This window comes from Thalassospira xianhensis MCCC 1A02616, assembly GCF_003326475.1.
In the GTDB taxonomy this organism is placed as follows: Bacteria; Pseudomonadota; Alphaproteobacteria; order Rhodospirillales; family Thalassospiraceae; genus Thalassospira; species Thalassospira xianhensis.
The window spans coordinates 1-23,706 of record NZ_JPWA01000041.1 but is presented as its reverse complement, the minus strand read 5'-3'; the positions used below and the strand labels follow the sequence as shown (position 1 = coordinate 23,706).

Annotated in this window: 12 protein-coding genes; all 12 read right to left on the bottom strand. The window is 55.8% G+C overall.

The genetic code is table 11. The features are described from left to right. Window positions 1–74 precede the first annotated feature (74 nt). The 12 genes from TH5_RS22085 to TH5_RS22030 all read right to left on the bottom strand — a co-directional run bounded on the left by TH5_RS22085 (window position 75) and on the right by TH5_RS22030 (window position 23,460). Window positions 75–1,100: a GGDEF domain-containing protein gene (locus TH5_RS22085; RefSeq protein WP_114123693.1), complete on the bottom strand. Its 1,026-nt coding sequence runs from the start codon at window positions 1,098–1,100 to the stop codon at window positions 75–77. Between the two features lie 153 nt (window positions 1,101–1,253). After that, on the bottom strand, window positions 1,254–2,183 hold the full coding sequence (argB, locus tag TH5_RS22080; protein WP_114123692.1) for an acetylglutamate kinase: 930 nt from the start codon (window positions 2,181–2,183) through the stop codon (window positions 1,254–1,256). 37 nt (window positions 2,184–2,220) lie between these two features. Next, complete coding sequence (gene yihA, locus TH5_RS22075; protein WP_007091260.1) at window positions 2,221–2,883, bottom strand: ribosome biogenesis GTP-binding protein YihA/YsxC; 663 nt, start codon at window positions 2,881–2,883, stop codon at window positions 2,221–2,223. Window positions 2,884–2,938: 55 nt separating this feature from the next. After that, window positions 2,939–4,654, bottom strand: coding sequence for a membrane protein insertase YidC (yidC, locus tag TH5_RS22070; protein ID WP_114123691.1), 1,716 nt, complete (start codon window positions 4,652–4,654; stop codon window positions 2,939–2,941). Between the two features lie 60 nt (window positions 4,655–4,714). After that, the gene (gene yidD / locus TH5_RS22065; RefSeq protein ID WP_062950731.1) at window positions 4,715–5,017 is read right to left on the bottom strand and encodes a membrane protein insertion efficiency factor YidD; all 303 of its coding nucleotides are present in this window, start codon (window positions 5,015–5,017) and stop codon (window positions 4,715–4,717) included. Then, the gene (gene rnpA / locus TH5_RS22060; RefSeq protein ID WP_331710655.1) at window positions 5,014–5,460 is read right to left on the bottom strand and encodes a ribonuclease P protein component; all 447 of its coding nucleotides are present in this window, start codon (window positions 5,458–5,460) and stop codon (window positions 5,014–5,016) included. The genes yidD and rnpA overlap by 4 nt, the downstream gene beginning before the upstream one ends. A gap of 16 nt (window positions 5,461–5,476) precedes the next feature. Next, complete coding sequence (rpmH, locus tag TH5_RS22055) at window positions 5,477–5,611, bottom strand: 50S ribosomal protein L34 (protein WP_007091264.1); 135 nt, start codon at window positions 5,609–5,611, stop codon at window positions 5,477–5,479. Between the two features lie 158 nt (window positions 5,612–5,769). Continuing rightward, window positions 5,770–17,535: an Ig-like domain-containing protein gene (locus tag TH5_RS22050; protein WP_114123690.1), complete on the bottom strand. Its 11,766-nt coding sequence runs from the start codon at window positions 17,533–17,535 to the stop codon at window positions 5,770–5,772. A gap of 145 nt (window positions 17,536–17,680) precedes the next feature. Next, a complete protein-coding gene (locus TH5_RS22045) occupies window positions 17,681–19,033 on the bottom strand; it encodes an HlyD family type I secretion periplasmic adaptor subunit (RefSeq protein WP_114123689.1) in 1,353 nt (450 codons plus the stop codon). Further along, window positions 19,030–21,168 carry a peptidase domain-containing ABC transporter gene (locus tag TH5_RS22040; RefSeq protein ID WP_114123688.1) on the bottom strand — a complete coding sequence of 713 codons (2,139 nt, stop codon included), beginning with the start codon at window positions 21,166–21,168 and terminating at the stop codon, window positions 19,030–19,032. Before TH5_RS22040 ends, TH5_RS22045 begins: the two co-directional genes overlap by 4 nt. Further along, complete coding sequence (locus TH5_RS22035) at window positions 21,165–22,880, bottom strand: peptidase domain-containing ABC transporter (RefSeq protein ID WP_114123687.1); 1,716 nt, start codon at window positions 22,878–22,880, stop codon at window positions 21,165–21,167. The genes TH5_RS22040 and TH5_RS22035 overlap by 4 nt, the downstream gene beginning before the upstream one ends. A gap of 175 nt (window positions 22,881–23,055) precedes the next feature. Continuing rightward, window positions 23,056–23,460, bottom strand: coding sequence for an RNA-binding S4 domain-containing protein (locus TH5_RS22030; protein WP_114123686.1), 405 nt, complete (start codon window positions 23,458–23,460; stop codon window positions 23,056–23,058). Between the last annotated feature and the right edge of the window lie 246 nt (window positions 23,461–23,706).

Below are 23,706 nucleotides of genomic sequence, written 5' to 3'. Positions count from 1 at the left end.
TACATACGCTTTTAGCAGTTTTAATGCAAGTCTGGCCGGTTCATGGCACGCATGCACCGAACGGGTCGGGCAGGCTATTCGGCAGCGAAGTTACGATTGCGGCCGTTCTTTTTCGCCCGATAGAGCGCATTATCGGCCCGATCAACGACCTTGGCAGCTCCTTCGCCCTTCACGTATTCGGCCACACCAACCGAAACCGTCATGTGACCGAACGACGTTCCGCTGGATTTGGCACGTACTTCTCGGGCGGCGATGCGCTTGCTCATATCCTCGGCCAACAGCATCGCATCCTTAAGCGGCGTCTGGGGCAACAGGATGGCAAACTCGTCCCCGCCATAGCGCGCCACCAGATCGCGGCCCTTGGTGTTTGCCTTGATCATGGATGCGATCAGGACAAGGATTTCATCGCCGATCCGGTGACCATATTTGTCATTCACCACCTTGAACTGATCAAGATCGACCATCATCACGCAAAATGGTTCGTCAATGTTGCCGGTGTCAAACTCAACGCAGCAACTGGCCAGGGTTTCCTCGAAATGCATCCGATTGGAAACACGGGTCAGGCCATCGGTGTAGGATCGTTCGCGGGTTTCATGCAGTTCACGTTGCAGATGGGTGATTGTCTTCAGATAGTCGCCAAGCTGTTCATGCAGGCTTTCGACCGTCGTTTGCATCCGGCCGGTATGCAGCGCAACATTGTGAATTACCTCTGCGACCTTTTCACCAGCTAGCAGAGATTCTTCGGCTTTGCCCAGCACATCGCCATAAACGCGCAGTTCGTCACGCGTACTTGTCAGGCTGGCATCGCTGTTTTCGACAACATCGGAAAAATCTTCCATGCCGCGCTGAAGAAAATCGGCGGCCTGGCGGTCAAAGATATACCGGTAATAAAGTTGTAGCAGCGTTTCTTCGCCGATTGCCTCGCCACTTGCCTTTACCGCGTCGATAACCCGCAGAATTTCGGGGTTTTCTTCTGCGTAATAGACAAACCAGACATGATAAAGTTCGGGGGTTGGTCTCAGGCCATGATCGCGCAGGGCATCAAGCGTTGCCTTGGCATAGTCCCAGTGTTTGGAAACATGATGATCCGTCGTTGTCACAACGGGTGCTCCGCCTTTTTATTTACCCATTATATTTCAGAGCCCTAGGCCCGCAGAGGCGTTTGCTCGTGAAGAACATAGCCTAATCTGCGAGTCTGGACCACTCATCCGTAATGGTAATCTGTCGGCAGTCTACACCTTGAGCGGCTGAAATCAGCCGCCCCGGATCATTGTACCGGCACCGCGTTCGGTAAACAGTTCCAGCAAGACCGCATGCGGGGCACGACCATCGACAATTACCGCGGCCTCTACCCCATTGCGGACTGCATCCATGCAGGTTTCCGTTTTCGGGATCATACCGCCCTGGATCGTGCCATCGGCAATCATTGCATTGATGCTATCGATATCCGCGTCACGCACCAGTTGCTTGTCGGCATCAAGGATACCTTTGACATCAGTCAGCATATAAAGGCGACGGGCACCGACAGCCTGTGCAATGGCACCGGCAGCCGTATCAGCATTGATATTGTATGTCTGACCGTCTTCACCAACCCCTATCGGTGCAATTACCGGAATAATGTCGGTATTGATGAAGCAATCAAGCACATGCGGATTGACTTCGACCGGTTCACCGACAAAGCCCAGATCAAGGACCTTCTCGATATTGCTTTCGGGATCGCGCTTGGTGCGTTGCAGTTTGCGCGCCTTGATCAGATGGGCATCCTTGCCGCACAGGCCGACACTGACACCCCCGGCTCGGTTGATGTTCGAAACGATTTCCTTGTTGATCTTGCCAGCCAGAACCATTTCGACAACGTCGATGGTCTGCTGATCGGTCACGCGAAGGCCGTCAACAAATTCGGACTGGATGTTAAGCTCTTTCAGCATCTGACCGATCTGTGGGCCGCCGCCATGAACCACAATCGGGTTCATCCCGACCTGCTTTAACAGCACCATATCCTGGGCAAACAGGCGTGCCAGTTCCGGGTCGCCCATTGCGTGCCCGCCATACTTGACCACGATCGTCTGACCGTTATAGCGTCGCATATAGGGAAGAGCCTCGGACAGGACCTTGGCGCGTGCCAATGTCCGGTAAGCGTTGGACTCCGAGTTTTCTTCTTCAGAACGGACTTCTTCGTTCATGTCTTTTCCCCAATGTTATACGAGCGCTATCGGGTGATTATAGCAGCGTTGCGATTTCCGCGCGAAGCGCTTCAAGGCCGGTGCCTTTTTCGCTTGATGTCGCAAAAAGCTGCGACAGGGCTGCGGGGTGTTTTTTCACCGCTTCGACCACTTCGCGAATGCGTTTTTCCATCTGACCTTTTTTAAGCTTGTCGGCCTTGGTCAGAACGATCTGATAAGACACCGCTGCCTCATCAAGCATCTTCATCATTTCAAGATCGGCCTTCATAAAGCCGTGCCGGGAATCGATCAAAACAAACACACGCCGCAACGTTACCCGTCCGCGCAGATATTGTTTGATCACATTCTGCCATGTATCGACGATATCCTTGGGGGCCTTGGCAAATCCATAGCCCGGCAGGTCGACGATATTAAGCGCCCCATCCAGATCGAAATAGTTCAGCTGCTGGGTACGGCCGGGCGTGTTCGACGTCCGGGCCATATCCTTACGCCCGGTTATGGCATTAAAAAGGCTGGACTTCCCGACATTGGATCGCCCGGCAAGGCAGATTTCGATCTTGTCTTCGGGCGGCAATTGTTCGAGTTGCGCCACCCCCAACATGAAAGTAACCGGGCGGGAAAACAGTTTCCGCCCGGCTTCGATCTGAGCCGATTCAAATGTCGGGATTGCAGTTGCCGATGGCAATTTTTCTTCGGTCATTGTCGTTCCTTGAGCCCCGCGGGGACGGTTGCCCGCCCCGCGGAGAGGATGGGGATCAAATCCCCATTTTGTACATGATGTAACGCTGTTGTGCGATCGACAGCAGGTTGTTCCATGCCCAGTAGATCACAAGACCCGCCGGGAAGCTTGCCAGCATGAAGGTAAAGATCAGCGGCAGGAACATCATGATCTTGGCCTGCGTCGGATCAGCCGGTGCCGGGTTCAGTTTCTGCTGCAGGAACATGGTGATCCCCATGATCAGCGGCCATACACCGATCATCAGCATCTGCGGCGGATCCCACGGGATCAGGCCAAACAGATTGAACAGCGAGGTCGGATCCGGTGCCGAAAGGTCCTGAATCCAGCCAAAGAACGGTGCGTGGCGCATTTCGATGTTCACGAACAGCACCTTGTAAAGTGCGAAGAACACCGGAATCTGGACCACGATCGGCAGGCAACCCGATGCCGGGTTGATCTTCTCGCGCTTGTAAAGCGCCATCATTTCCTGCTGCTGACGCTGACGGTCATCCTTGAACTGCTCGCGCATCTTGGTGATTTGCGGCTGCAGTTTTTTCATCGCACTCATGGATTTGTACGACTTGTTGGCCAACGGATACATCACCGCCTTCACAAGGACCGTGAAGATCAGGATGGAAACGCCGAAGTTGCCCACCAGATGGTTGAGCCACTGCAGGAACAGGAAGAACGGTTTGGTCAGGAAGTAGAACCAGCCGAAATCAATCGCGAGGTCGAAATTCGTAATACCATAGTCATTGGCATACTGATCAAGAAGCGACACTTCCTTGGCACCGGCAAACAGACGGGTTTCCGAAGCGGCTTCGGAACCGGCCGCAACCGTGCGGGCCGCGCCAAGATAATCCGTCTGGTACTTGTCGGAATTCTCGGCAACATGATGGCTGAAACGCGTGGTCAGTGCCTCGTCCGAGGACGGCGCAAGCGCAACCAGCCAGTATTTGTCGGTAATGCCAAGCCAGCCGCCAGTGGTTTTCTTTTCCACGGCACCGTCTTCGGCAAGATCGTCATAATCGATTTCCGTCAGGGTGCCGTCAATGACGCCAAGCGGACCTTCATGCAGGATATAGAACCCTGCCGTGGTCGGCTTGCCCTTGCGCGAAATCAGGCCGTACGGATACAGCGTAACATCCGAACCGCTGTCGTTTTTCACCGACTGCTTGATCGAGAACATATAATTGTCGTCGATCGAAATCTCGCGGTTGAAGGTCAGGCCGCTGCCGTTGTTCCAGCTCAGCGTTACCGGTTTTGACGGGGTAAGCTCGTTGGAGCTTGCCGTCCACTGGGTATCGCTGTTCGGAACACTGACCGACCTGTCTGCGGCAACCCAGCCGAATTCGGCAAAGTACGCATTGTCGCTACCAGTCGGGTTCAGAACGTGGATCAGCGGGCTGTCCGGTTCTTCGGTCTCGCGGTAATCCTGCAACTGGATGTCGTCAATCACGCCACCAACCAGACGGATCGAACCCTCGACGCGCGGGGTTTCAATCTTGATACGCGGAGCTTTTGCAAGTGCTGCGTCGCGGTTGACGACCGGAGCCGCCGGTGCTGCACCACCTGGTACGCTGGGCACGTTCGAGGCAGTCTGCGGTGCAATATTGCCATTGACGTCAAGTTGTTCGCGAACTTGCGCTTCTCGATCCTGCGGCGCAGGTTCGGGAGCGAAAAAGAATTGGAACCCGACAAGGATTGCGACCGAAGCTGCAATCGCAATCCACAGGTTACGTTGTTCGTTCATCGCCTCTTTCCGCTTTCGTCCGGCGGCGCAAGACGCCTGACCGGTATTCTATTTACATGACTAAAGCGCCGTTAACCGGAGTTCATCCTCCGACGGCGCTTTGTTTTGTTCACAGCCACATCCGGGCACGGGATCATAACCATGACCACCCCATGGATGGCAACGCATTATCCGTTTAAAACCCATCCAGCCGCCTTTTATTGCCCCATGGCGGGCAAGTGCCTCCATCATATAAGCCGAACAGGTCGGCTGATATCTGCAGGACCACCCGATATAGGGCGATAAAAAGAGCTGGTAGCCGCGAACCGCGATTTGAAGAAGACGCGCCAAGGGGCCTACATTCGATCCGGGAAGGTTACTCATTTGGCAGAGTCTCCTGCCTTCGTCGCACCACCGGAATTTGATCCGCGTCCCTTGCGGGGGCGCTGACCATCCGGGGCGGAAGGTTTGGCATCAGGGATACGCCGCAGGGCAAACCGCATATCATCGACCAGTTTTTCAAACTCCCGGTCAATGGTCTGCTGACGACCGATCACGACATAATCCCAACCGGGCAATGCCATTTCGCTCATCAATTGGTCCGCCACAGCACGCAAACGCCGCCGAACGCGATTGCGAACGACGGCCTTGCCCACCTTTTTGGTGACGGTAAACCCGACTCGTGCAAGTCGATCTTCACCGGCGTATTCTGTGTCCGGTTTGATCCCGGGACGCGGAGCGCCCTGAAGGATCAATCCTTGTGTAACCCATTTCCGGCGGGTGCCTGCGACGCGAAGAAACTCTGCGCGCTTTTTCAAGCGTTCCACCGAAACGGTCACAACATTAGGCCGACAGACGCTTGCGGCCCTTGGCGCGGCGTGCGGTCAGCACACGGCGGCCACCGACGGTCGCGCTGCGGGAACGGAAGCCGTGGCGGCGTTTCCGTACGAGTTTGCTTGGCTGGTAGGTGCGCTTCACTGCACTTACTCCGTTCTAATAAAGGTAATCCGATAAAATTCGAGGTCCGCTGTATAGGACTTCACACCATGGCTGTCAATCGCGACAGGGTGAATTCCCCCAGAAAACCGGCAATGCCGCCGAGATTGCGTCCCGACGGCATCCAAATCGTCTTTTCGTCACCACTCGATACGTTCGACATTGGAAAATGTCAACTCGGTTCCATCAGAAAACACAATGGTTCCCGACGAATCGGTGGATAGTTCCATGTAGTTGTGTTTCGATTTCGTAATGTTTCCTTCATCAAGAACAAGGGTCCAGTCACTCGAATCGATATTACCGCCATCCGCACCATGCAATTCGATGGTATCGGTAGTCCATCCGTTGGCCCCGCCATCCACATGATCAGAACCATCACCCATGTTGAAAATAAACAGATCAGACCCGCCACCGCCGTAAAGCCGGTCATCCCCGGTGCCGCCGATCAGGGTATCGTCATCATCCCCGCCCAGCAGCATATCGTTTCCGGCTCCGCCAAACAGGGTATCGTTCCCGGCACCACCAGTCAGGGTGTCATTTCCATCGTCACCGTAAAGACGGTCTCTGTCGCCCCCGCCATCAATCGTGTCGTTACCCGACCCGCCATACAGCGTATCGCGCCCCCAGCCGGTGGTTAGCGTATCGTTGCCCGATCCACCGTCAAAATAGTTCGACCCGCCATCCGCGTTCAGGATGTCGTTACCGTCGCCGCCAAGGAAGGTGTCATCACCGTATCCACCATGAATGGAGTCGTTACCGCCTTCGCCCCAGACAGTGTTGTCCCCGCCGCCAACATCAATACGATCATTCCCGTCACCGGATGCGACCGTATCTTTACCGCTACCGGTCGTGATGCTGTCATCACCACTGCCGCTCAGGATGGTGTTCCGGCCTTCGCCACCCGTGATCGTGTTGTTGCCGTCCCCGGCATCAACATAGTCGTCTTTGCTGCCAACACTGATCGTGTCATTGCCGGTGCCCGTCCAAATGCGGTTATCGCCTTCCCCGGCATTGACGATGTTGTTGCCATCACCGCCGACAATGGTGTCATTGCCGCTGCCGGTATAGATGGTGTCGTTACCCGCACCGGTCTGAACGGTATTCGCGCCTTCACCGGCATAGATGATATTGTCACCGCCGCTGGCATGGATCTTGTCATCGCCGCTGCCGCCGGTGACATAGTCATTCCCCTCACCGGCATAGATCGTATTTGTGCTTTCGCCACCATGGACGGTGTCGTTGCCTGCACCGGCATTGATATAGTCGTTTCCACCATCGCCGGTGATGCTGTCATCACCGTCACCGGCATAAATCACGTCATTACCGTTCCCGGCCCAGATCGTATCGTTGCCAGCGTTGGTCCAGATGGTGTCATTACCGCCACCCGCACCGATGGTGTCATTGCCGGAACCGGTCTGGAATGTTTCGTTTGCTTCCGTGCCCCAACGGGTTTCATTCGGATCGGCGACTTCTTCCTCGATTGTAACCAGAAGGATCGCGGTCGTTGTGGCCGTATCGCCACCATCACGCGACTGGGCCGATACCGTCAGTTCGAACGTGCCGAAATAGTTACTTGCCGGTGTCAGGGTCAGGCCACTCAACTGTGCCGCACTCAGCGTCCAGGTACCATTCCCGTTATCAGTCCCGGCAGACAGAGTCGCCCCACGCGGCACACCACTGATGATAATCGTCAGGGTCTCGCTGCTGTCGGTCAATGCCGCGTCGATATCAAGCGCAACAGCATTGCCTTCGTCCCCAGCGGCGTCAGACAGATCAAGTGTCGGCGCATCCGCAACACCGGTAACATCAACCGTAATCGTATCCGTCGCAGTGGCAACATCTTCACCGTCCGCAGATTTCGCGGTCACCGTCAGATCAAAATATCCGCTGAAATCATCCGCAGGCGTGATCGTCAAACCATTCAGATCCGCAGCAGACAGCGTCCAGCTTCCGTCACCGTTATCTGTACCCGCAGACAAGGTCGCACCTTCTGGCACGCCACTGATTGTGACGGTCAGGACTTCAGATGCATCTGTCAGACCTGCATCGATATCCAGTGCAATGGCACTGCCTTCGCTACCCGCGGCATTTGACACTTCCAGCGTCGGGCCATCGGCAACGCCTGCAACATCAACAGTGATCGTACCACTGCTCGTCGCAACATCGTCACCATCCGCAGATTGCGCGGTCACCGCCAGATCAAATGATCCGCTGAAATCATTCGCAGGCGTGATCGTCAGACCGTTCAGGTCGGTTGCTGACAGCGTCCAACTGCCATCACCATTATTGGTTCCAGCCGACAAGGTTGCACCTTCCGGAACACCACTGATCGTAACCGTCAGGACTTCGGAGCTGTCCGTCAGGCCTGCGTCAATATCGAGCGCAATGGCCGAATCTTCTGAACCACTGGCGTTAGAGACATCCAACGTCGGAGCATCGGCAACGCCTGTAACATCAACAGTGACCGTACCGCTGCTCGTCGCAACATCTTCGCCATCCGCTGACGTTGCCGTCACACCAAGCTCGAAGCTGCCGGAGAAATCATTCGCAGGTGTGATCGTCAGGCCTGCAAGATCGCCCGAACCCAGCGTCCATGTGCCATCACCATTGTCAGTACCCGCCGACAGGGTTGCACCTTCCGGCACACCGCTGATCGTGACACTTAGAACTTCGGAGCTGTCCGTCAGGCCTGCATCAATGTCGAGTGCAATCGCAGAATCTTCCGAACCACCGGCATCAGAAACGTCCAATCTCGGTGTATCCGCCACACCTGCAACATCAACAGTGATCGTGCCGCTGCTTGTCGCAACATCTTCACCATCCGCTGACTGCGCCGTCACCGTCAGATCAAACGATCCGCTGAAGTCATCCGCGGGCGTAATCGTCAGACCGTTCAGGTCCTCAGCAGACAGTGTCCAGCTTCCATCACCATTGTCGATACCCGCCGACAGGGTCGCACCGTCCGGCACGCCACTAATCGTGACCGAAAGAACTTCACTGGAGTCGACCAAACCCGCCTCAATATCGAGAGCAATCGCGCTGTCTTCGGAGCCGCTGGCATTCGCAACATCAAGTGTCGGGGTATCTGCTACACCTGCAATATCAACAGTCATGCTGACCGTTGTGGTGGCAACATCGTCACCATCCGCTGACTGCGCGGTCACCGTCAGATCAAACGATCCGCTGAAGTCATCCGCTGGCGTAATTGTCAGACCGTTCAGGTCGGAAGCAGACAGAGTCCAACTGCCATCACCGTTATCTGTACCCGCAGACAAGGTCGCACCTTCTGGCACGCCACTAATCGTGACGGTCAGGATTTCAGATGCGTCTGTCAGGCCAGCATCGATATCCAGCGCAATGGCACTGTCTTCAGAACCACTGGCATCAGAGACATCCAACGTCGGCGTATCGGCCACACCCGTAACATCAACAGTGATCGTGCCGCTGCTCGTCGCAACATCTTCACCATCCGCAGATTGCGCGGTGACCGCCAGATCAAACGATCCACTGAAATCATTCGCAGGTGTGATCGTCAAACCGTTCAGGTCGGCAGCAGATAATGTCCAGCGGCCATCGCCGTTGTTGGTTCCGGCGGACAAAGTTGCCCCTTCCGGAACACCAAAGATGGTCACCGTCAGGACTTCGGAGCTGTCCGTCAGGCCTGCATCAATGTCGAGCGTAATGGCCGAATCTTCTAAACCACTGGCGCTAGAGACATCCAATGTCGGCGCATCAGCAACACCCGCAACATCAACCGTAATCGTATCCGTCACGGTGGCGATATCGTTGCCATCAGCAGACTGCGCCGTCACCGTCAGGTCAAACGACCCGCTGAAATCATCCGCGGGCGTAATCGTCAGGCCTGCAAGTTGATCGGGACTTAGAGTCCAACTGCCATCACCATTGTCAGTACCGGCAGACAAAGCTGCACCTTCCGGAACACCAGAGATGGTCACCGTCAGCACTTCGCTGGAATCCGTCAGACCCGCGTCAATATCGAGCGCGATGGCAGAATCTTCGTTGCCAGATGCATCCGCAACATCAAGTGTCGGGGTATCGGCAATACCCAAGACCTCCACCGTGATCGTGCCATTACCAGATTGCGAACCGCGTGTAAGACGTATCGGGTCGGAGGTCGATGCTGTGGAATCACCGTCAGTCGAGTGGGCAACAACAGAAAGATCGAATGATCCGCTGTAGTTTTCGGGCGGGGTGATCGTCAGGCCTTCAAGGTCACCGGCCTCAAGAGTCCAGCTTCCATCACCATTATCGATACCAGCAGACAAGCTTGCTCCGTCCGGAACACCACTGATCGTTACGGTCAGAACTTCACTATCATCGGTGAGAGATGCATCAATATCCAGAGCGATAGCTGAATCTTCGTTACCGGATGCATCAGACACATCAAGCAGTGGCCTGTCCGCAACGCCCGCAACATCGACCGTAATGACTCCAGTCGCACTTGCGATATCGGTTCCATCCGCAGATTGCGCAGTGACACCAAGATCAAACGAACCACTATAATTGTGCGCCGGGCGTATCTTGAGACCATCAAGGTCAGCTGCCTCAAGAGTCCAGCTTCCATCACCATTATTTGTGCCTGCCGACAGGGTTGCACCGTCCGGGACACCGGAAATGGTAACGGTCAATGTTTCGCTCGAATCCAATACACCGGCATCGATGTCCAGCGCAATTGTCCTGTCTTCGTATCCGCTTGCATCGGATACTTCCAGTGTCGGCGCATCGGCGACACCCGCGACATCAACCGTAATCGTATCCGTCGCGGTGGCGATATCGTTGTCATCAGCAGACTGCGCGGTCACCGTCAGATCAAATGAACCACTAAAGTCCTCCGCCGGGGTAATCGTCAGACCGTTCAGGTCCGAAGCAGACAGAGTCCAGCTACCATCGCCATTATCAGTACCCGCCGACAAGGCCGCACCTTCAGGAACGCCACTAATCGTGACGGTCAGGATTTCAGATGCGTCTGTCAGGCCAGCATCGATATCCAGCACAATGGCACTGTCTTCAGAGCCCTTGGCGTTCACGACATCAAGTGTCGGCGCGTCTGCGACACCTGCGATATCAACTGTGATTGAACCGGTTGTGGTCGCGATATCTTCGCCATCGGCAGACGTTGCCGTCACACCAAGCTTGAAGCTGCCAGAGAAGTCATCCGCTGGCGTAATCGTCAGACCGTTCAGGTCCGCAGCCGACAATGTCCAGCTACCATCGCCATTATCGGTACCGGCGGACAAGGTCGCACCTTCCGGCACACCGGAGATCGTGACCGTGAGGACTTCGGAACCATCCGCCAGAGCCGCATCAATGTCGAGAGCGATGGGGCTGTCTTCGGCACCCGAAGCGTTCGAAACTTCAAGGGTCGGGGCATCAGCAACACCAGAAACATCGATCGTAATAGTACTGCTGGTCGCCGCAACATCTTCGCCATCCGCAGACTGAGCGGTCACAGTCAGATCAAACGAGCCGCTGAAGTCATGCTCAGGCGTGATCGTCAGCCCTTCGAGGTCATCCGAACTCAAAGTCCAGCTGCCATCGCCATTATCGGTACCAGCGGACAAAGTCGCACCTTCCGGCACACCGGAGATCGTGACCGTCAGCACTTCAGAGCTATCTGTTCGACCCGCATCAATATCAAGCGTGATGGCACTGTCCTCGGTGCCGGACACATTTGACACATCAAGTGTGGGTTTGTCCGCGACACCGGCCACATCAACCGTAATGGTATCGCTGATTGATGCCGTGTCGCTCCCATCCTGAGATGTTACTGTTACGGTCAGATCAAAGCTGCCGCTGTAATCACCGCTTGGGGTGATGCTCAGACCTTCAAGATCACTCGCGCTCAATGTCCAGCTGCCATCACCGTTACTGGTCCCTGCCGACAGGCTGGCCCCATCGGGAACACCGCTGATGGTGATGGTCATCGTTTCGCTGGTATCTGTCAGACCCGCATCGATATCCAGCGCGATAGCATTGTCTTCGGAGCCAGAGGCGTTCGAGACATCCAGTGTGGGGGTATCCGCAACACCCGCGACCTCGACTGTGATGGTATCGCTGACACTTGCTGTATCCTCACCATCGGTCGAAGTCACTGCAACGTTCAGATCAAACGAACCAGAATAATCATCGGGCGGCGTAATCGTCAGACCTTCAAGGTCGTCCGCTGCCAGCGTCCAGCTGCCATCGCCATTGTCAGTGCCGGCCGAGAGAATCCCGCCGTCCGGAATACCAGAGATTGTGACAGTCAGAACTTCGCTGCTGTCGGTCAGACCGGCACCAATGTTGAGCGTAATCGCACTGTCTTCACGGCCTGACGCATCAGAAACATCAAGTGTCGGCAAGTCCGCTTCGCCAATCACATTGACCATGACGGTATCGGTCACGCTTGCAATATCAACGCCGTCGTGGGTACTTGCCGTAATTTCCAGATCGAAGCTACCGCTATAGTCAACCGGCGGCGTGATTGAAAGTCCCTCAAGATCATCCGAGGTCAGCGACCAGGTACCATCTTCATTCAACGTACCTGCCGACAATGTTGCGCCTTCCGGCACACCAGAGATCGTGATCGTCAAGGTTTCGGAGTTATCGGTCAGACCTGCATCGATATGCAGTGCTATCGCACTGTCTTCGGCACCCGAGGTACTCGAAACATCAAGGCTCGGTGCATCCGCGACACCCGTAACATCGACCGTGACAGAATCGGTCGTCGTTGCAATATCGTCACCATCGACCGTTTGTGCCGTCACGGACAGATCAAACGACCCACTGAAGTCACCCGCAGGTGTAATCGTCAGTCCATTCAGGTCCGCAGCAGACAGCGTCCAGCTACCGTCTCCATTATCCGTTCCAGCGGACAAGGTCGCGCCATCCGGAACACCACTGATCGTAATGCTCAGAACTTCGCTGCTGTCGGTCAAACCGGCATCAATGTTGAGCGCAATGGCACCGTCTTCAGAGCCGGAGGAATCAGTAACTTCCAAAGTCGGCGCGTCGGCCACGCCAGTGACATCAACGGTGATGCTGCCCGTTGTGGTCGCAACGTCCTCGCCATCGGCAGACGTTGCCGTCACACCAAGCTCGAAGCTGCCGGAGAAGTTATCCGCTGGTGTGATCGTGAGATCTTCAAGATCGCCCGGACCCAGCGTCCATGTGCCATCACCGTTGTCAGTACCCGCCGACAGGGTCGCGCCGTCCGGCACGCCGGAAATCGTAATGGTCAGGACTTCACTACTGTCCGTAAGGCCTGCATCAATGTCGAGCGTAATGGCTGAGTCTTCATTGCCAGATGCATCCGCAATATCAAGCGTCGGAGTGTCCGCAAGACCGGCAACATCGACCGTGATGGTACCACTGCTCGTGGCAACATCTTCACCATCCGTCGACTGAGCGGTAACTGTCAGATCAAACGACCCACTGAAGTCACCCGCAGGCGTGATCGTCAGTCCATTCAGGTCCGAAGCAGACAGCGTCCAGCTACCGTCTCCATTATCCGTTCCAGCGGACAAGGTCGCACCCTCCGGAACGCCACTAATCGTGAGGCTCAGGACTTCCGATGCATCTGTCAGACCTGCATCGATATCCAGTGCAATGGCATTATCTTCGGCACCCGAAGCGTTCGAAACCTCAAGATCCGGCGCATCCGCGACACCGGCAACATCAACCGTGACAGAAGTCTCGGTCGTCGCACTATCGGCACCTGCTACAGATGTTGCCGTTACTGCCAGATCAAAGCTGCCTGCGTAATCCTCCGGTGGCGTAATTGTAAGCCCTTCAAGCTGATCCGGGCTTAACGTCCAGCTGCCATCACCATTGTCAGTACCCGCCGACAGGGTCGCACCTTCTGGCACGCCGCTGATCGTGACACTTAGAACTTCGGAGCTGTCCGTCAGACCAGCGTCGATATCCAGCGCAATAGCCGAATCTTCCGAACCACTGGCGTCAGAGATCGCCAATGTCGGCGCATCGGCAACACCTGCGACATCAACAGTAATACTGCCCGTTGTGGTCGCGATATCTTCGCCATCGGCAGACGTTGCCGTCACACCAAGCTCGAAGCTGCCGGAGAAATCATCCGACGGGGTAATCGTCAGGCCTGCAAGCTGATCGGGACTTAGAGTCCAGCTGCCGTCACCATTATCGGTACCGGCAGACAGGTTCGCACCTTCTGGCACACCGCTGATCGTGACACTTAGAACTTCGGAGCTGTCCGTCAGACCGGCATCGATATCCAGCGCAATGGTAGAATCTTCGTTGCCAGATGCATTCGAAACTTCCAGCGTCGGCGCATCGGCGACACCGGCAACATCAACCGTGACAGAAGCCTCCGTCGTCGCACTATCGCCACCTGCCACGGATGTGGCCCTGACCGTCAGATCAAAGCTGCCCGCATAATCCTTAGGGGGCGTAATTTTAAGCCCTTCAAGCTGTTCCGGGCTTAACGTCCAACTGCCATCACCGTTGTCGGTTCCCGCAGACAGGGTCGCCCCCTCCGGCACGCCCGAAATCGTCACGCTCAACGTCTCGGTCGCATCCGAAAGCGCGGCATCAATATCGAGCGCTATTGCCGTATCCTCGTTGCCCGAGGCATTGTCCACCTCAAGCTCCGGCGCATCGGCAAGCGGGTTGAAAGCTTCACCGTCAACAAAGACCTGAAGCTCTTCTATATTCACAACCTCAACGCCAAGTGCGGCGAGTGTCAGACTGCTCCGCTCTCCGCCATCGATGTGATTCTGCAGTTCCTGCAAAGCACTCAGGACGTCCGGGTCAGAGAGCTGTTCTCCCGTCAGATGAAGCTTGAGGATGTCGGTATCACCGCTGCCATCAACAAGGCCGATCTGTCCGCTTTCGGGCTCGATCGTATATTCCAGAATGTCGTTGCCCGATCCGCCATCAAGCGTATCACCACCCGATCCGATCAGCGTATCATCCCACGAACCGCCTGAAAGCACATCGGTGCCTTCGCCCCCATCAAGCGTGTCGTTGCCGCTACCGCCTTCAAGGGTATCATCCCCGGCACCACCAGTGATGATGTCTTCGCCACTGCCACCGTCGAGGTAATCATTCCCCTCGCCACCGGCAATCGTATCGTGCCCGGTACCGCCATAAACGCTGTCGTCTCCGGCACCGGCATCAATCGTGTCATGGCCATCACCACCATATACCGTATCGTCGCCCGCACCCGATGCGATGCTGTCATGATCCCAGCCGCCTTCGATGTAATCGTCGGTATCACCGGCGGTGATCTGATCCTTGCCATCACTGCCGATGATGGTCTCTCGCCCGTCCGATATGACATCAACGGTTATGGTATTCGAAACGCTCTGGCTGTCTGATCCATCGGTGGAAGTCACCGTCACACCGATGTCAAATGATCCCCAATACTCGTATGGCGGGGTAATCGTCAGGCCTGCAAGCTGATCGGAACCAAGAGTCCAGCTACCATCACCGTTGTCGGTACCTGCAGATAAGGTCGCACCTTCTGGCAGGCCGGAGATCGTGACCGTCAGGACTTCGGACGCATCTGTCAGAGCTGCATCAATGTCTAGAGCGATGGCACTGTCTTCGGCACCTGAAGCGTTCGAAACGTCAAGGGTCGGTGCGTCAGCAACACCAGCAACATCAACAGCAATAGTACCCGTTGTAGTCACAACGTCTTCGCCATCGGCAGACGTTGCCGTCACACCAAGCTCGAAGCTACCGGAGAAATCATCCGCAGGCGTGATCGTCAGTCCGTTCAGGTCGGCAGCAGACAAAGTCCAGCTGCCATCGCCATTATCGGTACCCGCCGACAAAGTTGCACCTTCCGGCACGCCCGAGATCGTGACTGTCAGGACTTCAGATGCATCTGTCAGACTTGCATCAATATCGAGCGTAATGGCTGAGTCTTCATTGCCAGATGCATCCGCAATATCAAGCGTCGGAGTGTCCGCAAGACCAGCAACATCGACCGTGATGGTACCACTGCTCGTGGCAACATCTTCACCATCCGCAGACTGCGCAGTAACTGTCAGATCAAACGATCCGCTGAAGTCATTCGCAGGCGTGATCGTCAGACCGTCAAGGTCATCCGAACCCAGCGTCCATGTACCGTCACCATTGTCTGTACCCGCCGACAGGGTAGCACCATCCGGAACACCAGAGATCGTGACCATCAGGACTTCGGAACCATCCGTCAGAGCCGCATCGATATCCAGTCCGATAGCACCGTCTTCGTTACCGGAGGCGTTCGAAACTTCAAGGGCCGGGTTATCTGCCACCCCAGTAACATCAACAGTGATGCTGCCCGTTGTGGTCGCAACGTCTTCGCCATCGGCAGACGTCACCGTCACGCCGAGCTCGAAACTGCCGGAGAAGTCATTCGCAGGCGTAATCGTCAGACCGTCAAGGTCACCCGAAGCCAGCGTCCAGGTGCCATCACCATTGTCAGTACCCGCCGACAGGGTTGCACCATCCGGAACACCACTAATCGTGATGGTCAGGACTTCTGAACCGTCCATGAGGCCCGCATCAATATCCAGCGCAATAGCCGAATCTTCGGAACCACTTGCGTCAGAAGCCTCCAATGTCGGCGCATCCGCGACACCGGCAACATCAACCGTAATCTCTTCGACAACGACTGCGCTATCCGTGCCGTCAGTTGTCGAGACAGATACGGTCAGGTCGAAGCTGCCGCTGAAATTTTCACCGGGTGTGATCGTCAGGCCTTCGAGATCGGCGACATCAAGGGTCCAGGTTCCATCACCATTATCGGTTCCGGCAGACAGGGTTGCACCATCGGGCACGCCAGAGATGGTAATCGAGATGCCCTCGTTCGCGTCAAGCAGTTCGGTATCAATCGACAGCGCTATCGCACTGTCTTCCACGCCAGACGCATCGCTGACATCCAGCGTCGCACCATCCGCAACAGCCGCGACATCAACCGTGAAGGTTGTACTTGTGGAGGATTTGCTGCCGTTTGCCTCGGTGCTGGTTGCGGTCACCGACAGATCGAAACTGCCGTTGTAATTTTCGCCCGGCGTTATCGTAAGACCCGCGAGCTGCCCCGGCGTCAGCGTCCAGGTACCATTACCGTTATTCGTGCCCGCTGACAAAACCGCGCCATCAGGCAGACCCGAGATCGTGATCGAGAGTGTTTCGTTTCCACCATCAAGGTCACGAAGAGCTGCGGACACGTCAAGCGAGATCGCGCTGTCTTCATCGCCGATAACATCTGCTGCCGACAGGCTGGGTGTATCGGCAACTTTTGCTACTTCGACCTGAGGCTCCTCCTCCAGAGCATCATTTGCGTCGTCAGAGGCAACCGCGCCTGCAGGTACCGCGTTTTCGGAAGCTTCTGGCGTTGCCTGCGCAACGAAATCGGGTTCAAAATTTTCTCCCGATCGGCCTCGACCACCTTCGCGCGCGCCAGGAATCGCTGTTGTGTCCGGCGTGGAAACCGGTTGCAGATTCTGCGGATTGCCTGTTTCACCGGCACGAAGGGAGATCGGGTCCCGGCCGGAACTGCCATCGGCGGTTTCAGATCCCTCGCCAACCGTGTCTATGTTGTTTTCGAGCTCTGTACGCTCAGACTCGGCCAGAGTCTGCTTTTCGGTCGCCTCGGCCTGGATTGTTTCCTCTGCCCGCTTGTCACCGGCATTGCGGCGGCGAAACTCGCGCTGCTGTTCGCCTTGCGGGTTATTGACCTGATTGCCGTAATGAACATTGCCAAGCTGTTCGTTGGAACCGGGCCCGTCACCATCCTTATCGCCATGCAGTTCGACATGTTCGTCCGCGTCATCGTCACCGCGATCATCACGCAAAAGATCATCAGCGCCGGTATCCGTTTCAGACCGGTTACCGCCCAGTTCATTGCGAGTGTCTTCTGCGTCGCGAGGATCGTCCGCCATCTAGCCCATTCTCCGAGAAATGCGGGAAGGGAATCCCCGATCCGCATTTCTATACAAAAGTATAGAATCCTCTGTTTTACCAGAGAAACTTGCGGCCAGGCAGTAGAAATGAACCAAACATTTCCAGCGGGACCATTATGAAAACTCAGCGTTCGCTAAATGCCTGATCAAGCGAGACATAAACCGGCTTGAGCAGATATTGCAGCAACGTCCTTTCCCCCGTCTGGATATCGGCCTGAACCGTCATGCCGGGGATAATCGGCTGAGCCTGTGCACCTTCACCGACATGGTCGGAATCAAGTGCTACCCTTCCTTTATAATACGGTCGGCCTTCTTCATCAACAAAAGTAGAGGCCGATATCGATACCAATTCACCACTGATACTACCATATCGTATATAATCAAACGCGCTGACTTTAACAGTCACCGGCTGCCCCAAATGGACATGGCCGATATCCTCGGTCGAAATCCGGGTTTCCGCGACCAGCGCCTCGTCAGTCGGTACCAGTTCCATGACCACCTGTGCCGGAGCAATAACCCCACCAATCGTGGTAAATTGCAGCCCCTTGATATAGCCTTTGGATGGCGCGCGAATTTCAAGTCGCGCGACCCTGTCCTTAAGCTTGCGCAGGGCCTCATCAGCCTGGGCAATTTCACCACCGAGCCGCCCGAGTTCACTTAGCGCCTCCTCGCGCTGACTGTGTTCCAATTCATTCTGACGCAAGTTGGCTTCGGCGATGGTTTCGCGCGCACGTGCCATTTCGGCAACCACGCCCGACAGATTGCCCTGCGCCTCGTTCAGTTCGCGCTGGATATTCAGGAACAGCACCTTGGAGTTAAGCCCCTGCTCATAAAGCGAGCGACGCATCGTTACTTCCTGATTGAGCAGGTCGACAGAACGGCGCAATGTCGCTTCCTGTTGCTGGAGCTGGGCCAGCTCGGCATTGCGCTCCTTGATCTGGACTTCGAGGATTTCGCGCTGACTGCTATCAAGATCGGTCTTGATTCGATAGATTTCCTGCTGATTCTTTGCCAGTTCAGGATACCGGTCTATCAGAAGGGTAAAATCGGGTTCACGCGATTCTGCCAGTGCGCGATAACGTTCGGCTTCAAGACGCAGGCTGGCCAGTTTGGTTTCGGCCTGCGACAATTCTGCCTGCGATGCCTCGGGTTTCAGGCGCATCAGAACCTGATCTTTCTCGACCAGATCACCGTCACGTACCATGATTTCGGAAATGATCCCGCCTTCAAGATGCTGGATCTTGTTGACCGCACCGGTTGGCATCACCTGCCCGAAGGTGGTTGCAGTTTCCTTGATCTGAGTGGTTGCCGCCCACGCGATGAGGGCGATGAAACCGACCGAAAGCATGACCATTGCCGAACGGACAAAGACAGAAATTCCGCCTTCTTCCAGCAATACAGCATGTGACAGATAGCGTGCCATGCGGCGCGACTGGCGGAACCGTTCTATTGCGGTGTTCTGAACTGCTTCGCTCATAGGAAACCTCCGTCAAGCACCTGCTGCTTGATGCGAGCAGGCGGTGCATCGGCACGCACCTGCCCGGCTTCAAGAACAATTATGCGGTCGGCCAGATCAAGGTGGCTGGGCCGATGGGTAATCAGGAAAATCGTCGATCCGCCGCGCAGGCGATTGATCGCATGCTGGAATGCCCGATCCGCTTTCTGATCCAAACCATTGGTCGGCTCGTCAAACAGGATGATCGGAGCTTCGCGGACAAAGGCACGTGCCAGCGCAAGTCGCTGCAGGAAACTCGCCGAAAAGCGCGACGAATGCTGATCCCCGATCCGGGTTTCAAAACCGTCGGGCAAGGCTTCGATTTCGGAAAGAATGCCTGCAGACATACAGGCCATCCGCAATTCATCGGGTGATGCAATCGGGTTGGCAAGGCGCAGGTTTTGCGCAATTGATCCGCGGAAAAATTCAACATCCTGCGGCACATAGGAAATCGACTGACGCAGGGTTTGCGGGTCCATCTGGCGAATATCCGCCCCGTCAATCAGGACCGCCCCGGCCTGTGGCTGATACATACCGGCGATCAATTTGATCAGCGATGACTTGCCAGCCCCGTTGGATCCGACAACCGCAACCACCTGCCCGGCCTTGATATCGAAATTCACCCCGACCAGTGCCGGATCGGAATCCGGCGTATAGCGGAAACTGACACGCGAGAAGGTCACATTGCCTTCGAACCGGCGTTGCCCGACTGTGCGGGGCACCAGATCACGTTCAGGCGCCAGGGTCATAAGGCGATTGATCTGGCGCACGGAGCCTCGCAACTGGGCAAGGCGCGGCATGCCGACAAATGCCTGATTGATCGGGCCAAGAACACGCCATGCCAGCATCATTGATGCCACCAGCGCACCGATGGTCATTGAACCGGCCATCACCTGCGTTGCGCCAAAGGCAAGAATAAGCGCACCGGCAGAAATCATCAAAATCTGGGCAGACGTGTTGATCACATTATTGACCATCGCCACCCGGAACCCGGCATATGCCGTATCGGCCGAAATATCGCGAAACCGCGACAGCCAGCGATGTTCTGCACCGGTATATTTCAACGCATGCATCTTGCCGACCGTCTCGACAAGGAATTCCTGCCGGTTCGCACCATTACGGCCAAGTTCCGAAACCCGTCGTGATACGACCGGGAAGGACACCATGCCGATCAGGGCGAAAATAACAATCAGCCCAATCGGAATAAGGGCAAGCCAGCCTCCAAGGATCGCCAGCACGATCAGGAAGACCGGCAGGAACGGCATTTCAAGAATGACAAGCGCCATCGGTCCGCTGAAGAATTCACGCACGCTTTCAAAATCGCGAATGCGCGAAATCTGCACCCCGACCGGTGCCCGTTCGGTAAAGGCCGGTGGCAGGGACAAAAGACGTTCGAATATGGCACTGCTGACAAGGGTATCAAGGCGCGCACCAAAATGGCAGACCATCTGACTGCGTAAATTGCGCAAGACCCAGTCAAGGATCAGAACAATTCCCATACCAATCCCGAACTGGATCAGCATGGGGATGGATCGCGTGCCGATAACCCGGTCATATATCCCCATGACAAACAGCGGGCTGGCCAAGGCCATCAGATTGAGCGTCAGCGTAATCAGCAAAAGCTGTCCGCCAAGAGCAGAAAACCTGTCCGTAATTCCACCAAACCAGCCACGCTTGTCATCTTCAAAGAATCGTTCGTTCCGGCCAGCCTGGGTGAACTGGAACAACCGCCCGGGCAGATTGCCGGGCTGGATCACCTTTTCGCGGCTCGTACCACCATCAAAAACCCGAATGCCAACATTTTCCGGCTTGATCACCACAAGTGCGGTGCCGTTATCTGGCACAAACAAGCAGGGCATCAGGCGATCATCAATCCGGTCAAATGTGGTATCAATCTCGCGCGACCGGTAATTCAGGTTCGCCAGCACATTTCGAAAATCGGTAAGATCAAGTGCCTCGTCCATGTGCGGCAATGCTTCGGCAACCTGACGGGGCAGCCCGCGCCAGCCAAGCGCCTGTAATAGCGGCCACAGACAGGCATCGAAATCTGACTGGGCGTCGTGGCTTGCAAGGCCCATACGGTAGTTCAGCGCGAAATCCATGTTTTCGATATTCATGACCGGGCTCCCGCGCGTTCGACTTCTTCCGCCTCAATCACCGGCTGGGTTCCGCTTCGCCGCAAAACCGGGACCAGACGTTTTTCAATCAGCCGATATTGTTTGTCCGCAAGGGCGATCAATGATGGGCGGTGCGACACCATCACCAGCGTACAATGCTTGCGAAGTTCAATCAGCAGACCGGCCAGAATGTTATCGCCAGCAATATCAAGCGAACTGTTGGCTTCGTCGAACAGCACAATTCGCGGATAGTCGATCAGTGCACGGGCAATTGCGATACGCTGTTTGACACCTCGCGGCAGGGTTTCGGATGCCTGCCCGCCCACTTCGGTATCGTAACCGTTGGGCATGCGCATGACGATTTCATCAAGCCCCAGACGCCGCGAAATTTCCACGACACGGTCACTTCCGATTTCCTTGCGGAAGGATGTGATGTTTTCAAGGATCGTTCCCTTGAACATCACACCATGCTGCGGCAGGTAGGCAATCTGGCGGCGGATCGATTCCGATGCGTATTTCTGAGGATCCCGGCCATCAAGCCGCACTGTACCGCTATCGGGGCGCAAAGCCCCCATAAGAAGCCACAGCAAAGTGGTTTTGCCGGTTCCATTCTCGCCGGTGATCGCCACTGACTCGCCCGGTTGGATCGAAAGTGTCAGATTTTCAAAAATTTTCTCCCCGCCAGTATGCGAGAAACTGACATCGTCAAGCTCTATGCGTCCGTCAAGAGGCGGCATTTCAGTAGCATCTTCGGCGTCTTCCGGGGGTAACCGGAAAAGTTCGCGACAACGATCACGCGCCACGCGAATATTCTGAAACTGGGTCCAAAGGCCCATGGCTCGTTGCAGCGGCTGGATCGAACGCCCGGCCAGCATGGTGCAAGCCGCCAGACCACCGACCGTCAAATCGGCATCGATGACCAGAAGACTGCCAGCACCGGCAACCAGGATCATGGTGATCATCGAAAAGCTGGCACTGGAATTGATCGCGGCATGTGCACTGCGCGCAGCAGCAAGGTCATCCTCGGAACACTGGTTCTGCAACTGGTCATGACGACGGATCATCATGTTTTCCATCGCCATTGCCTTGATGGTGTGAATACCGGTCAGGGTTTCGATGATGAAATTGTAACGCCGCTCGTCGGCCTGACTGCGTTCATCAAGAGCCTGGCGCAATCGCCGCCCCAGCACCATCGCCGTCAACATGAAGGCCATCAGAATAACCAGAGGAACAATGACAAGCTTGCCCCCGATAATCGCGATCAGACCAAGGAACAGAGCAATGAACGGCAGATCAATGACTGCCCCGATAGCCTGCCCGGCATAGAAATCACGCAGGACATTCAGACTGTTCAACCGCTGCAGATGCAGGCCCGGTGCTGTTTTCTCGTAGTCGGAAAGACTGGTCGCAAGCAGATGGCCAACGGCAGATTGCGAGCTTCTATGTTCGAACTTGGCTGCTGACAGCGACGAGATATAGGCACGTCCCAGACGCAGGATCGCCTCAAGCGCCAGTGCGCCGAACACACCCAGAACCAGCAGGGTCAAAGTCGGAATGGCATTGTGGGGCAGCACGCGGTCATAGACCTGCAACAGGGTTACAGGCAAAGCCAGCGACAAAAGGTTGATCACAAGTGCTGCGAGCAAAATGGTGAAACGGCCCGCGCCCAGATGCGACAACGTCCCTATATGCAGGCCAGGCTTGCGTTTCATAACGCCGTTATTCTCCAGGTCCGAGCGAAACCATACTAAAGTGGGTGTATTATACCTTAATATAGGATCAATAGCCCAAGCCTAAGCCCAAGGCAAGAAGATCCTGAAGGTTCTACAACCCGATATATTGTTCGCGCCGTACCTGGCGTTAGATCAGATTACTGCGTGTAAAATACTATTCATCACCACGCAACCGGTCTGTTGCGCGCCTTTCGGCTTTTGTCGGACGACCGCTTCCGGCTTCACGTTCGGCAATCGGGGCGGTTCGGATATCCGATGCAACTTCCTTTTTCGCCACACGCGGCGGGGAATGATCAACGTAAAGCAGTTGGGCTTCGGGGGCTGGTCCGCGACGGTCCCCCGGTGCCACCACCTCGATCACCCGCAGATGTGGCCCCTGAAAGAATTGCAGCCGATCCCCGGCCACGACCGTCACACTGGCCTTGGATACAGATTGCCCGTTCAGCACGATATGGCCCGACTGACACGCCTTGCTGGCAAGCGAGCGCGTTTTATAGAACCGCGCATACCATAGCCATTTGTCTATACGGACCTTGCTGCCTGTCTGATCAAGTGTCATGGATTGTTTTTACCATCCCCAAAGCAGAACGGCGACCCCGCAAAGGGTCGCCGTGGTGCCGAAAACAGTTCAGGATCACCCCTTTGCCGCAAGCATTTCCTTCAGCTTGGCGAAAGGTGAATCCTCGTTGATCTGGTTATTTTTGGCCGGGGCGTTGTTCGGACGTCCATGCCCGCCACCGGAACGGTCGCCGCCCTTGTTCGGGCCGCCACGGTTCGGGCGTTGACCACCCTTGCCTTTGGGAGC